General features: G+C 62.5%; 13 protein-coding genes. 8 read left to right on the forward strand and 5 right to left on the reverse strand.

Annotated elements, in window-relative coordinates; all coding sequences use genetic code 11:
- From AC2FMD_RS08080 to AC2FMD_RS08090, 3 genes are read left to right on the forward strand one after another with little or no spacing between them, the layout of a single operon-like run.
- On the forward strand, positions 1 to 816 hold the full coding sequence (locus AC2FMD_RS08080) for an ABC transporter ATP-binding protein (protein ID WP_496794902.1): 816 nt from the start codon (positions 1 to 3) through the stop codon (positions 814 to 816).
- A gap of 5 nt (positions 817 to 821) precedes the next feature.
- Positions 822 to 2,138 (forward strand): MlaD family protein, encoded by a 1,317-nt coding sequence (locus AC2FMD_RS08085; protein ID WP_496741655.1) that lies wholly within the window; start codon positions 822 to 824, stop codon positions 2,136 to 2,138.
- Entirely contained in the window at positions 2,135 to 2,791 is a 657-nt protein-coding gene (locus AC2FMD_RS08090; RefSeq protein WP_496741653.1) for an ABC-type transport auxiliary lipoprotein family protein, read from the forward strand. The genes AC2FMD_RS08085 and AC2FMD_RS08090 overlap by 4 nt, the downstream gene beginning before the upstream one ends.
- A gap of 9 nt (positions 2,792 to 2,800) precedes the next feature.
- Here AC2FMD_RS08090 and AC2FMD_RS08095 read toward each other — a convergent pair whose 3' ends face one another.
- Positions 2,801 to 4,381, reverse strand: a complete 1,581-nt coding sequence (locus AC2FMD_RS08095) for an FMN-binding glutamate synthase family protein (RefSeq protein WP_496741651.1) — start codon at positions 4,379 to 4,381, stop codon at positions 2,801 to 2,803.
- Between the two features lie 203 nt (positions 4,382 to 4,584).
- On the opposite strand from AC2FMD_RS08095, the gene AC2FMD_RS08100 reads away from it, so the two are divergent.
- A complete protein-coding gene (locus tag AC2FMD_RS08100; protein ID WP_496685272.1) occupies positions 4,585 to 4,953 on the forward strand; it encodes a fluoride efflux transporter FluC in 369 nt (122 codons plus the stop codon).
- Positions 4,950 to 5,312, forward strand: a complete 363-nt coding sequence (locus AC2FMD_RS08105; protein ID WP_496741649.1) for a fluoride efflux transporter FluC — start codon at positions 4,950 to 4,952, stop codon at positions 5,310 to 5,312. Before AC2FMD_RS08100 ends, AC2FMD_RS08105 begins: the two co-directional genes overlap by 4 nt.
- Positions 5,313 to 5,318: 6 nt before the next feature.
- Here the strand turns inward: AC2FMD_RS08105 and AC2FMD_RS08110 are convergent, their stop codons facing one another.
- From AC2FMD_RS08110 to AC2FMD_RS08125, 4 genes are read right to left on the reverse strand one after another with little or no spacing between them, the layout of a single operon-like run.
- On the reverse strand, positions 5,319 to 5,645 hold the full coding sequence (locus AC2FMD_RS08110) for a cytochrome o ubiquinol oxidase subunit IV (RefSeq protein ID WP_496681513.1): 327 nt from the start codon (positions 5,643 to 5,645) through the stop codon (positions 5,319 to 5,321).
- Entirely contained in the window at positions 5,638 to 6,270 is a 633-nt protein-coding gene (locus AC2FMD_RS08115) for a cytochrome c oxidase subunit 3 (protein ID WP_496741648.1), read from the reverse strand. The genes AC2FMD_RS08110 and AC2FMD_RS08115 overlap by 8 nt, the downstream gene beginning before the upstream one ends.
- On the reverse strand, positions 6,267 to 8,357 hold the full coding sequence (locus AC2FMD_RS08120) for a cbb3-type cytochrome c oxidase subunit I (protein ID WP_496794903.1): 2,091 nt from the start codon (positions 8,355 to 8,357) through the stop codon (positions 6,267 to 6,269). Before AC2FMD_RS08120 ends, AC2FMD_RS08115 begins: the two co-directional genes overlap by 4 nt.
- The gene (locus AC2FMD_RS08125) at positions 8,354 to 9,316 is read right to left on the reverse strand and encodes a cytochrome ubiquinol oxidase subunit II (protein ID WP_496685283.1); all 963 of its coding nucleotides are present in this window, start codon (positions 9,314 to 9,316) and stop codon (positions 8,354 to 8,356) included. Before AC2FMD_RS08125 ends, AC2FMD_RS08120 begins: the two co-directional genes overlap by 4 nt.
- A 130-nt stretch (positions 9,317 to 9,446) precedes the next feature.
- Here AC2FMD_RS08125 and AC2FMD_RS08130 point away from each other — a divergent pair, with 130 nt between their 5' ends.
- The 3 genes from AC2FMD_RS08130 (at position 9,447) to oppB (ending at position 13,718) form a co-directional block, all read left to right on the forward strand.
- Positions 9,447 to 10,679, forward strand: coding sequence for a lytic murein transglycosylase (locus tag AC2FMD_RS08130; protein WP_496681522.1), 1,233 nt, complete (start codon positions 9,447 to 9,449; stop codon positions 10,677 to 10,679).
- 418 nt (positions 10,680 to 11,097) lie between these two features.
- Positions 11,098 to 12,726 carry a peptide ABC transporter substrate-binding protein gene (locus AC2FMD_RS08135; protein ID WP_496741642.1) on the forward strand — a complete coding sequence of 543 codons (1,629 nt, stop codon included), beginning with the start codon at positions 11,098 to 11,100 and terminating at the stop codon, positions 12,724 to 12,726.
- 68 nt (positions 12,727 to 12,794) lie between these two features.
- Positions 12,795 to 13,718: an oligopeptide ABC transporter permease OppB gene (gene oppB, locus AC2FMD_RS08140; RefSeq protein ID WP_170367374.1), complete on the forward strand. Its 924-nt coding sequence runs from the start codon at positions 12,795 to 12,797 to the stop codon at positions 13,716 to 13,718.
- Positions 13,719 to 13,726: the final 8 nt, after the last annotated feature.

A 13,726-nucleotide genomic window follows, 5' to 3' on the forward strand; every position in this document is an offset into this window, starting at 1 on the left:
ATGGATGGCGCAATCCAGCAGCAGGACACCAAGGCAGAGGCACAGCGCGAGGCGGTGATCCGGGTGCGTCACCTGCGCAACCAGTTCGGCCCGCAGGTGGTGCATGATGACCTGAACCTGGATGTCTGGCGCGGCGAGGTTCTGGGCATCGTCGGCGGGTCGGGCACCGGCAAATCGGTCCTGTTGCGCACCATCGTCGGGCTGAACAAGCCCGCCGCCGGCAGCATCGAGGTTCTGGGCGTTGACGTGCTGAACGGTCCCGAGGTGGACCGTCGCCGGATCGAGAAACGCTGGGGCGTGGCCTTTCAGGACGGCGCGCTGTTTTCATCGCTGACCGTGTTGCAGAACGTGATGGCGCCGCTGCGCGAACATACGGGCCTGAGCGAAAGCCTGATGCGCGCGCTCGGCAGCCTCAAGATCAGCCTTGTGGGCCTGCCACAGCTGAGTTGCGGCAAGTTTCCGTCCGAGCTGTCGGGCGGGATGCGCAAACGGGCGGCACTGGCGCGCGCGCTGGCGCTGGACCCCGAGATCGTGTTTCTGGACGAACCCACCGCCGGGTTGGACCCGATCGGGGCGGCGGCCTATGACGAACTGATCGGCGAATTGCAACAGGCCTTGGGGCTGACCGTTTTCATGGTCACCCATGACCTCGACAGTCTTTACGCCATCTGCGACCGCGTCGCGGTGCTTGCGGAAAAACGCGTTCTGGTCGAAGGTCCCATAGACGAGATGACCAAGGTCGATCATCCTTGGGTACAGGAATACTTCACCGGCCCCCGGGCCCGCGCGGCGCAGCAGAAGGGGCACGACAGGTAGAGGCGATGGAAACCCGGGCGAACTACATCCTGATCGGCACTTTTACGCTTGTGGGTATCCTCAGCGCGTTCGGCTTTTTCCTGTGGCTGGCCAAGTTCGAGGTGACCCGGCAATACGCCTACTACGACGTGTTGTTCGACAATGTTTCGGGCCTGTCGGCGGCCGGGGGCGTCAACTACAACGGACTGCCCGTGGGCCAGGTGATCTCGCTGGATCTGGACGATGACGACCCCTCGAAGGTGCGTGTGCGCCTTGAAATCGACGCCGATATTCCCGTCACCACGGATACCATCGCGCAATTGCAGTCGTTGGGGGTGACGGGCGTTAGCTATGTCGAACTGTCGGGGGGGTCGCCCGATGCAGAGCGCCTGCCGCAGTTCAGCGTCATCAAAAGTAAACGCAGCGCGATCCAGTCGCTGTTCGAAGGCGCGCCAAAGGTGCTGGACGAGGCGGTGACCCTGTTGGAAAACCTCAACGCCGTTGTCGATGACGACAACCGCAAGGCGGTCGCCGACATTCTGGACAACCTCGCCTCGGCCTCGGGGCGGCTGGACAAGACGCTGACCGATTTCGAAACCCTCTCGGGCGATCTGGGCGGAGCGGCAAAGGAGATTGGTGCCTTCACCCAGCGGCTGGACCAGCTTGCGGATACGGCCGAAACCACGCTGACCACCGGGACTGACACGCTCAACAGTGTCAAGACCGCCGCGGAATCCGCAAAAACCGCACTGGATGGTGCCAACAAGACGCTGGCCACGGCCGATCAGGTGCTGGAACAGGATATCCGGCCCTTCATCGCGCAGGGGTCTGAATTGGCGGACCGGCTGATCGGGCTGTCGGATGAGGCAGGGGTGACCATGACAACCGTCAACAACACCTTCGCGAATGCCAACCAAACGCTCGACTCCGTCACCTCGGCGATGGAAACGGCCAAGGGCACGCTGACCTCGGCCGAACGCGCCTTCGACTCGGCCAATCGTGTCATGGACGAAGACGTGGCCGCCGTGGCCGCCGATATCCGCACCGCAGCCAACCAGGTGGCAGAGACCGTGTCGAACGTCACCGAGCGGATCGACGCGATTTCCGCCGATATCCTCAGCGCCTCGCAATCGGCGTCGGACCTGCTGAGCACGATCGACGGCATTGTGCAGCAGAACCGTCGCCAGGTGTCGGACTTTCTGCGGGTGGGCCTGCCCCAGTTCGTGCGCTTCGTCCAAGAATCCCAGCGCCTTGTCGTTGGCCTTGATCGGCTAGTGGACAAGCTGGAACGCGACCCGGCCCGGTTCCTGCTGGGCACACAGGCATCGGAGTTTCGCCAATGATCAGAGCAGCAATCGTCGCGTTGGGCCTGGCAGGGTTGACCGGCTGCACCGGGTTGGGAACGCTGAAGCAGGCCTCGAAACCCAACGATCTGTACCTGCTGACGCCCAAAAGCACGTTCTCCAGTTCGCTGCCACGTGTGGGTAAGCAGATCGTCGTGCAGGAGCCGACGGCCACAGCCGCGGTCAACACCGACCAGATCGCGGTGCAGCCGACGCGCCTGCAGGTGCAATACCTGCCGCGCGCGCGCTGGGTGGACAGGGCACCGCTGATCGTGCAGGCCCTGCTGGTCGAGAGCTTTGAAAACAGCAACCGTGTTGCGGCCGTGGGCCGCTCGACCGTCGGTCTGAGGGCGGACTATGTGATCGTTCCAGACCTGCGCGAATTCCAAGGAATCGTCGTCGGAGACACCGAAGATTCCACCTCGGTCAAAATCGAAGTTCGCCTCAACATCAAGATCATCGACGAGTTCGAAGACAAAATCATCGCCTCGAACTCGTTCCAGCGCGACGTGATTGCTGCCAGCGACCAGACACCCGACCTGGTCGCTGCCTTCGATCAGGCCCTCGGCAGCACGATGCGGAACGCTGTTGAATGGAGCATCCGCAAGATCCACGCCCATGCCGCCAGCAACCCGCGGCCGTCGCTGAACTAGGCCCGGATGTCAGAACTGCGCGGGTGAGGCACGGGCCCAATCATCGGCGAATTCGGCAGGAATGTCGGCACCCAACAAGGCGCCGTCTTCGAGAAAGGTATAAAGCTGGGCATAGGACCACTCGCGTTCGTCCGCCGTCCGGCGAAAGATGTCGGACGGGCGCAGATCCGACACCCGTTCCTTGCCCATGGCGCCCAGGATTTCGCGGAAGCTTTCCAGCGTCGCATCGTGGAACCGATGCACGCGCTTGCGCTTTTGCGGGACATTGACCGCGCGGCCGCGCACCGGGTCCTGCGTGGCCACCCCCGAGGGGCAGCGGTTGGTGTTGCAATGCAGCGCCTGGATGCAGCCCACCGCGAACATCATCGCCCGCGCCGCGTTGCACATGTCGGCCCCCAGGGCGCATTTCTCGATCATGTCATACCCGGTGGCCACCTTGCCCGAGGCGATCACCCGGATCTTGTCACGCAGCCCCACGCCACGCAGGCTGTTGTCGACGAAGATCAACGCCTCGTTCAGTGGGGTTCCCAGGCGATTTGTAAATTCCACCGGGGCAGCGCCGGTGCCGCCTTCGGCCCCGTCCACGGTGATAAAATCGGGCAGGATGCCGGTTTCCAGCACGGCCTTGCAGATCGAAAGGAATTCGGATCGCGCCCCGATGCACAGCTTGAAGCCGACGGGCTTGCCGCAGGACAGGTCGCGGAGCTGTTGGACGAAATTCAGCAACCCGGTCGGGCCGTCGAAGGCCGAATGAACCGGCGGCGAGATCACGTCCTGGTGCACGGGCACGCCGCGGATCACGGCGATTTCGGCATCCACCTTGGCCGCAGGCAGCACGCCGCCATGCGAGGGCTTAGCCCCTTGCGACAGCTTGATCTCGATCGCCTTGACGACCTCCATCCGCGCCCGTTCGGCGAACTTGTCCTTGTCGAACCCGCCCTCAGGGGTGCGGCAGCCGAAATAGCCGGTGCCGATCTGCCAGATGATGTCACCGCCCTCGGCCAGGTGATGGGGCGACAGGCCGCCCTCGCCCGTGTTGTGGGCAAAACCGCCGTCGCGCGCGCCGCCGTTCAGCGCCCGGATCGCATTGGCGCTGAGCGCACCGAAGCTCATGGCCGAGACGTTCAGACGCGACGCCAAATAGGGTTTTTCACATTGAGGCCCGCCAAGCAGGATGCGTTCCTCGCTTTCCGGCACCTCCTTGGGGACCAGCGAATGGTTGGCGCGGTGGTACCCGACCTTGAGGATGTCGTACTGCGTACCGAAGGCCTGCGTATCGACCTGCCCCTTGGCTCGGGAATAGACCAGAGACCGCACGATGCGGTTGAACGGGCGGCCGCTTTCGTTGGTTTCCACGAAATATTGCCGGATCTCGGGGCTGACGAATTCCAGCATATAGCGGAAGTGCCCCAGAACCGGATAGTTGTTCAGCACGTTGTGCCGCGTGGTTAGCAGGTCATAGAGACCAACCAGCGCATAAGGCACCAACAGGACCAGCAGCCAGAAAGCAGGCGGCCAGAACAGCCCCAGAATGACCGTCAGCGGCAACGCGACAAAGGTCACGGCAAAGTAGATCCTGCGTACGATCATCCTGCTCTCCCTCATGATCTTCGGCCGATCGTGGAAAGCTTGTCACGCGATTGCAAGCCTTTGTGCGGATCGCGCGGCCTGTCTTGCGCCATCGTGATCGCCCTTGAGCCTGATGGGCACGCCCTTTATCCATGCGCAGACACGCAGGAACAGGGACAGACGTTTTGGCCAGAGCGCAGGCTGCCATAGCGGGACGACCGCTGATGTATGCCGCCGTCTTCATCGGCGGCGCGGCGGGATCGATCCTGCGCGAACTGTTTGCGCTGGAGATCCCCGGTGCGCCACTGCTGACGGCCACGTTCGGCATCAACGTGGCGGCCTGTTTCGTGCTGGGCTGGCTGTATGCGATCCGCACCCGTGTGCATGCCCATGTGCTGCATCTGGGCGCTGTGGGTTTCTGCGGCGGGCTGTCGACCTTTTCCTCGTTCGTCGCCGAGCTGGAGCGCTTCGCCGAAACCTCGGGCTGGGTGGTGCTGATACCGCTGGCGGCCGAGATCTCCGCCGGACTGGGCGCGGCCATTCTGGGCGAGGCCATCGGCCGTCGCAGGTCGGCCCGAGGGTTCGGCGGATGACCGATCTGCACCTGCACTTGATGTTCGGGCTGGGCGGCGGGCTGGGCGCCGTGCTGCGCCATTGGGTTACACGCGCGGTCACCCATGACCTGCCCGTGGCAACTCTGATGGTGAACGTGGGCGGCAGCCTGCTGTTGGGGCTTTGGATCGGGTATCTGGGCGGCACCGTCGATCTGGTCGAAGATCAACGGCGCCTTGTCTTCGGCTTCTGCGGCGGTTTCACGACCTTTTCCAGCTTTGCCTGGCAGTCGCTGGAACTGCGGCGCGAGCGCACCATCGCGACCGCAGCCGCCAACATCCTGCTGAGCGTCGGCCTGTGCTGGCTGGCCCTGTGGCTGGGCCTGTGGGCAACGCGCTGAGCGCGCTCACATGACGGGCATATGCATCCGCATCGCCAGATTGCCCAGAATCCAGACCGTTCCCCCGATTATGATCAGAAGAACCAGCGTCGAGAACAACACCAGATCGAGATCCTCGCGGCTGCTGCGGCGACGGTCGATATGCAGGAAATAGATCAGCTGCACGATCAGCTGCGCCAGCCCGAGCAGGCCGATCGTCAGATAGACGCCGGGGGTTTCGATGCCGAACCAATGCGCCGTGCCAAACATGCCCAGCGTCAACAAAAGCGAGCCACCATAGCCGATCGCATAGCGCCGCCGCTCGCGCCGGTGCAGTTCGGAATGTCTATCCATAAGTCAGCCCTCCGAAATAGACGATAGTGATGATGCCGATCCAGGTCAGGTCGAGAAAATGCCAAAACAGCGCCAGCCGGACCATGCGCGAGATCACAAGGTCGGTCATCCCCATGACCCGCAGTTGAATGCCCTGCACCACCAACCACACGCAGCCCGCGGCCACATGCAGACCGTGCAGAGGCACCAGCCCGTAGTAGGCGGACAGGAAACCGCTGCGCTGTGGGATGCCGCCCTTTTCCACCATCGACATGAAATCGCGGATCTCGAGAACCAGAAAACTCAGCCCCAGCAGTAGCGTGACCCCGAACCACAAAACGATCCGGCCGCGCGGCAGGTTGTATTTCAGCGCCAGCATGGCCAGTCCAACGGTCAGGCTGCTGGTCAGCAGGATCAGCGTCTGGGCAAAGATGCTGTACAGATCAAACAGCGCGTGCGGGCCCGGACCACCGGCCTGTGCGTCTATCATGGTGATGTAGACGCCGAACATCAGCCCGAAATAGACCAGATCGCTCATCAGAAAGACCCAGAAACCGAAGGTCACAACCTCGGTCGCCTTGTGGGCCCCGGGCCTGCCTCGGCCCAGGTTCAGGCCCGGATAGCTGTGGGTTGGTGCAGGCCTCATGTCGTCGCCTCCAGATCCGGTCGGGCAAGCCCGGTGTTTTCTGGCGCGCCTTCATGATCCCTGTTTACAGGGGTCGCGTTGCGGACCAGGTCCAGCCAGGCCTCGTGCTGCCTGCGCACGTCTTCGGCCGCAACAACGTCTTCGTTATCGGTCTGAAAGGTCCAAAGGATGAACGACAGGATCATCATCACGGTCATCAGCGCCGCCAGCCACCAGATCCACCAAACCAGCGCAAACATCCACACGCCGCTGAGCACGCAGAGCACGAAACCGATGCTGGTGTTGCACGGCATGGTGATGTCCTCGTACCGGTCGGGGTGCGGGTAGGCCTCGCCGCGCTCTTTCGCGGCGGCGAAATCGTCACGGTCCGTGACAAGCGGGATGATCGCGAAATTGTAACGCGGCGGCGGGGCCGCGATCGACCATTCCAGCGTGCGGGCGTCCCAGGGGTCGCCAACCGGAACGCGGCTCTGTTCGCGGTTGCGGATGCTGACCCACAGTTGCACGACGATCGACAACAGCGCGGCCAGAATAACCAGCGCTCCGATGACGGCCGCGATCATGTAGGGATGAAAGTTCGGGTCCTCCCAGCTGTAGGACCTGCGCGGCATACCCATCAGACCCACCACATACAGCGGCAGGAAGGTCAGCATAAAGCCCACCGTCCACAGGACGACTGAAATCCGCCCCCAGGCTTCATCCAGGCGGAAGCCGAAGGCTGTGGGGAACCAATAGTTGTAGCCCGCCAGCAAGCCGAACAGGACACCCGGCAGCAGCACGTTGTGAAAATGCGCGACCAGGAACAGCGTATTGTGCACCTGATAGTCGACGGTCGGATTGGCCAGGATCACCCCGCTGAGCCCCCCGATCACGAACAGCATCAGAAAGGCCAGCCCGTACAGCATCGGCACCGAGAACCGGATGCGGCCACGATAAAGGGTGGCCATCCAGTCATAGACCTTAACGCCGGTGGGAATTGCGATCAGCATCGTGGCAATGCCGAAGACCGCGTTGATCAGGGCGTTTTGGCCCATGGTGAAGAAATGGTGCAGCCAGACGGTGAACGACAGCACCGCGATCGACATGGTCGCGATCACCAGCGAAGTGTAACCATAGAGCCGCTTGGCCGAGAAGGTCGCGAAGACTTCGGAAAAGATGCCATAGGCCGGCAGAACCAGCAGATAGACCTCGGGGTGGCCGAACAGCCAGAACAGGTTGGCATAGTTCATCATGTTGCCGCCCAGGTCATTGGTGAAGAAATGGAAATCAAGATACCGGTCAGCGGCCAGCAGCAGCGCCGCTACCCCCAAAGGCGGCATTGCGAACACGATCAGGATCGAGCTGCAGATGATCGTCCAACAATACATGGGCAGCCGCATGAAAATCATCCCGGGCGCGCGCAGCTTGTAGATCGTGACGGCAAAGTTGATCCCCGTCAGCGTGGTGCCGATACCCGACACCACGATCGCCCAGATCCAGTAATCCGGCCCCACACCCGGATTGAAGGCCGCGCCGGTATAGGGCGGATAGGCCGTCCAGCCGCCGGTGGAAAACTCGCCCACCACCAAGCTGACCATCAGCATCATCCCCGCCGAAACCGTCAGGCCGAGGCTGATCTGGTTCATCACCGGAAAGGCCACGTCGCGCGCGCCGATCATCAGCGGGACAAGGAAATTCGCCAGTCCGAACACGAAGGGCACCGCCACGAAGAAGATCATGATCGTGCCGTGGGTGCTGAACAGCTCGGCAAAGTGTTCGGCCTCGAGGAATCCCTCGCCCGGCCCGGCCGCCTGTTGGGCACGCATCACGACGCCTTCCAGAACGCCGCGCGCCAGCATCACGATGGCAAAGACGATATACATGATGCCGATTTTCTTGTGATCCGCGCTGGTCAGCCAGTCGCGCCACAGCGGCCCCCACAGGCGAAACCACGTGAGCAGCCCCAGAACCAAGACCACACCGACGATCACCACGCCCGCCGCCGCGTTGGCGACGATCTCGTTCGTGTTGGGATCTTGAATCAGCCCGGTGATGGGGAATGCTTCCCAGGTCAGACGACCGAAGAAACCGGACTCGGCAGCTGTCATGGCTTGCCCTCCTGCCCGTACTGGGCGGTTCCCGGTTGCTGATCCTCAGGCAATGGTTGCCCGTTGTGATACCGGTCCAAAACGCTGTGGAACAGATCGCCATCATCCAGACGAAAGTACAGCGCATTGTCCGGCATCTGCGCGGTGCCAAGCGCGGCCTGAACTTCGTCCCGGTCGGTCCGCATGGCCAACGTCCGATAGGTTGCCGGGTCCAGAACGATTCCGTTCTGCCCAACCCGGTCAACCCATGCGTCGAAGTCCGGGGGCGACATCGCGACCGTCTGGAACTTCTGCTTGGTAAATCCGCGCCCGTTGTACTGGGTGTTTTCGCCCTGCATTTGTCCGGGGGCATCAGCCACAAGATGCAATTGGGTCGTCATGCCGGGCATGGCATAGATCTGCCCCGCCAGGGCAGGAACCATGAAGGATTGCATCACCGTGTCCGTCGTCAGCGTCAAGGCGACCTGACGCTGCGTGGGAATCCCGAATTCACCCACCGTCGCGATGCCCAGATCGGGGTAGATGAACAGCCATTTCCAATCCAGCCCCACCACCTGCACGCGCAGGGCCGGTTCATCGCCGAACGCGGCCGCGTAGGGGTCCAGCCGGTGGGTCGCCTTCCACAGATAGAAGGACAGCAGCGCCACGATTACCACTGGCACGCCCCACATCGCGGTTTCGAGCAGGGGCGAAAACTCCCATTTGGGCCGATAGGTAGCCGGGCTTTGCGCGCGACGTCGATAGCGCAGAGCGATCAGGGGAACCAGAACCAGAACCGGAATGACCGCAACCAGGATCAGCGCGGTAGCGCGCAACAGATGAACCCTCTGGGCCTGGGCTATCGGGCCTTGCGGGTCCAGAAAGCTATTACTGGCCAACCCAGGATGGGCGGCGACCGCCCAGACCGTGATCGCGATCAGCGTCGCTCGTACTGCCGGGGTCGTCGGTTCTCTGGCCACGTCAGATTGCCTTTTGTTCCCGCTGGTTTCGGCAACTATCGGCAGAGTTGACCGACTTCACAAGAAATTTCAGGCAAACTATCGGTATGAGTTGACTTGGGTCGCGGGGTGGAGACACTCGGAACCTGCCATGCGTGTGCTGTTCGTCATCCTCGGCCTGATCTGGGCCACCGCCGTTCCGGCGCTGGACAGGGCCGCCGTGGAACAACAATTCCAGGCTTGGCTGAGCACCGAACTCTGGCCCTTGGCCCGGGGCGAGGGAGTGTCGCGCCGCACGTTCCAAAACAGTCTGAACGGCGTCAGGATCAACTGGGATCTGCCGGATCTGGTGCCGCCCGGAACCACACCAAAGACGCCCAAGACGCAGCGCCAGGCCGAATTCGGCGCACCGGCGCGTTATTTCAACGCCAACACGGTGCAAGGCACCGCCGCGGCCGGGCGCAGGATGGCCAAACGCCATGCAGCGACCCTGCGTCGGGTCGAGGCGGACACAGGCGTGCCCGCACGCATCATCCTTGCGATCTGGGGCCGCGAAAGCGGGTTCGGGCAGGTGCCCATCCGGCATGATGCCTTTCAGGTGCTGGCCACCAAGGCGTTCATGAGCACGCGCGCGGCGTATTTCACCGACGAGCTGATCGCCGCCCTGCAGATCGTCGAGGCCGGCCACGTAAGCGGCCGGGCGATGAAAAGCAGTTGGGCCGGCGCTCTGGGCCAGCCGCAATTCATGCCCAGCAGTTTTCTGACCTATGCCACCGACGGCAATGGCGATGGGCGCGCCGATATCTGGAGGTCGGCCGAAGACACGATCGCCTCAATCGCTGCCTACCTTGAACGACATGGCTGGGTGCCCGGCCGCGACTGGGGGTTCGAGGTGACGGTGGATGCGTCAGTGTCCTGTGCGCTGGAGGGCCCCGATCAGGGTCGCCCGATCCGCGACTGGGCCGCGATGGGCATCACCCGCGTCTCGGGCCGACCCTTTCCCCCGCACGAGCTGCTCGGCGAAGGATACCTGATGATGCCAGCGGGCCGCCACGGGCCGGCCTTCATCGTGACACCCAATTTCTACGTTCTGAAGGACTACAACACCAGCGACCTCTATGCCCTGTTTGTGGGCCATGTAGGCGACCGCATCCAGTATGGCGTGGGCGATTTCAAGGGGCGCTGGGGCAAGATTGACGGCCTGTACCGGTCGGACATCGCAGCCATGCAGAAAGCCCTGATCGCCATGGGGCATGACGTGGGCGGTGCCGATGGCCTGCCGGGATACAAGACGCGCCGGTCGATCGGCCGCTGGCAAGAGGCGACAGGCCAGCGCCCCACATGCTTTCCCGACGCGCGGATGAAATCGCGGTTGCGCCCCTGACCGCGGGCGATTCGCCGAATTCGGCGAAAACGGGCCGCGATACTCTGCCGAAACAGGCCGCTCCACAGGCGGAATTCCGGGCAGCCTGGGCACGAAAATATCCCAACGACAAACGCCATCGTTACAAAATTTCGGCGACCTCGCGTCACGAAGTTTCTTTCTACCTTTAGGCGATCCGGGTTCATGGGAAGGCTTTAACCCTGCCCAAAATAGTGGCACGGTCTTGCACAGCGAGAGGAAGCTCTTGCATCCACTTCACCGACTGCAATCCACAAAGCTGCGACGCAGTGTTCCTTGCGAATTGGCACAATCCAAAATCGAAAAGAACCGGGTCCCAGCGGATGTCGGGCAACCAGGGCCGCCGGACGCCATCCCACGGGGATGCGCAGACCGCCGCCACAATAAATGGGAGAAGATCATGAACACCATCCTTCGAAACTCGGTGGCGGGCCTGCTGTGCTCGACCTTCATCACCGGTGCCGCGCTGGCCGCAGGCACCCATCCGGTCACCGGCGAGCCGCTGGCCGACGACCAGACCTTTGTCTACCGCGTGCTGGACGAGCACAGCTCGGTCGACCCGCAGGTGGTCGAGGACGTGTCGGGCGCCGAGATTGTCCGCGACCTGTTCGAAGGTCTGATGAACCAGGACGAGAACGGCAACCTGGTTCCGGGCGTGGCGACCGGCTATACCACCAACGAAACCAAGGACGTGTACACCTTCACCCTGCGCGACTACGCCAAGTGGTCGAATGGTGACCCGGTCACCGCGCATGATTTCGTATACGCTTGGAAGCGCGCCGTCGATCCGGCGCTGTCCTCGCCCTATGCGTGGTTCATGGAACTGATGTCGATCGAGAACGCCGCCGAAATCATCGCGGGCGACAAGCCGGTCGACGATCTGGGCGTCAAGGCGATCGACGACCACACGCTGGAAGTGAAGCTGAGCGCGCCGCTGCCCTATTTCCCGCAGATGACCACGCATTCGACCACCTTCCCGGCCCCGCGGAAGGTTATCGAGCAGTTCGGCGATGAATGGACCAAGCCTGGCAACATCGTGTCGAACGGCGCCTATGTCCTGACCGAGCACCTGCCCAACGAACGCTCGGTGCGCGAGCGCAACCCGATGTACTGGGACAACGACAACACCATCATCGACAAGGTCGTGGCGCTGGTCATCAACGATGAAAACGTGGCCCTGACCCGTTATCTGGCCGGCGAGCTGGACCGTACCGAGGTGCCCGCAGGCCAGTTCCCGCGCCTGAAGAAGGAATACCCGAACGAGGCGATCAGCTTCCCGCGCCTGTGCAACTACTACTACACGTTCAACCTGTCCGACGGCGGCCCTGAGGCCTTCAAGGACCCGAACGTGCGTCAGGCTCTGTCGCTGGCGGTTGACCGCAAGATCATCACCGAGAACATCCTGGCCGGAGGTCAGCCCGAAGCCTACACCTTCGTGCCCGAAGCCACCGCAGGGTTCACCCCGCCGGTCGTCGAAATGGCGACGATGACGCAAGCCGAGCGCGACGAGCTGGCCAAGGAACTGCTGGCCGAGGCCGGGTACGGCCCCGACAACCCGCTGACCTTCTCGATGGTCTACAACACCTCCGAGGCGCACAAGAAGGTCGCCGTGGCCCTCAGCCAAATGTGGAAGCAGAAGCTGGGCGCGCAGGTCGAGCTGGCCAACATGGAATGGAAGATCTTCCTGGAAGAGCGCGGCAACCAGAACTTCGAGCTGGCCCGCGGCGCATGGTGCGGCGACTACAACGAAGCCTCGACCTTCCTGGACCTGCTGCAGTCTGATTCCGGCTATAACGACGGCAAGTACAGCAACCCGAAGGTGGACGAGCTGCTGGCCCAGGCCAAGACCTCGGATGATCCGGCCCCGCTGTACACCGAGGTCGAGCGGATCATCGCACAGGAAACCCCTGTGATCCCGATCTACCACTATGCCGGCGTCTACATGATGGACAGCGACGTGGGGAACTGGCCGGTGAACAACGTCGAGCAGAACTGGTACTCGAAGAACCTCTACAAGATCGCCGAGTAATCATCATCCTTTGATCGCGCCCTGCCCCGGACATGCTCTGGGGCAGAGCCAATAATTGGGGGCATGAAATGCTTGCCTATGTCATCCGGCGACTGCTGATCGCCGTTCCGACGATCCTGTTGCTGATCGTCGCCAGTTTCTTTCTGATGCACTTCGCGCCCGGCGGGCCCTTCACCTCTGAGCGGCCGTTGCCGCCGCAGGTTCTGGCCAATATCGAGGCGCGCTACGGGCTGGACCAGCCGCTGTGGAAACAGCTTTGGGACTATTTGTACAACATCGTGGTGCATTTCGATTTCGGCCCGTCCTTCAAGTTCAAGGACCGCGACGTGAACGACATCATCGCGCAGGGCTTTCCGATTTCGCTGACCTACGGGATGCTGTCATTCATCGTGGCTACGCTGGTGGGCGTCGGGCTGGGCATCGCCGCCGCGATCCGCCACAACAGCTGGATCGACTATTTCGCCGTGGGTCTGGGCATCGCCGCCCAGGCGCTGCCGAACTTCATCATGGGCCCGATCCTGATCCTGACTTTCACCCTGTGGCTGGGCTGGCTGCCGGGCGGTGGCTGGAACGGGGGTCAGTGGCAATACCTGATCATGCCCGTCATCGCTCTTGCGACCTCGTACATGGGCTCGATCGCGCGGATCACCCGGTCGTCTATGCTCGAGGTTCTGAATTCGAACTTCATCCGCACCGCCCGGGCCAAGGGCCTACCGACCCGCACCGTGATCTGGCGCCACGCGCTGAAACCCACGCTGCTGCCGGTGGTGTCCTATCTGGGCCCGGTCTTCGTTTATGTACTGACCGGGTCGGTGTTTGTGGACATCTACTTCTCGACCGGCGGGCTGGGGCAAGCCTATGTGGGTTCGGCCCTGTCGCGCGACTATGCCGTGCTGCTGGGGGTCACGATACTTTATGGCGTGCTGACCGTTCTGGTGAACCTGCTGACCGACCTGGCCTATGCCTGGTTCGATCCGAAAATCCGGTACTGAGGGGCAAT

This window comes from Ruegeria sp. BHSC276, from assembly GCF_059612945.1.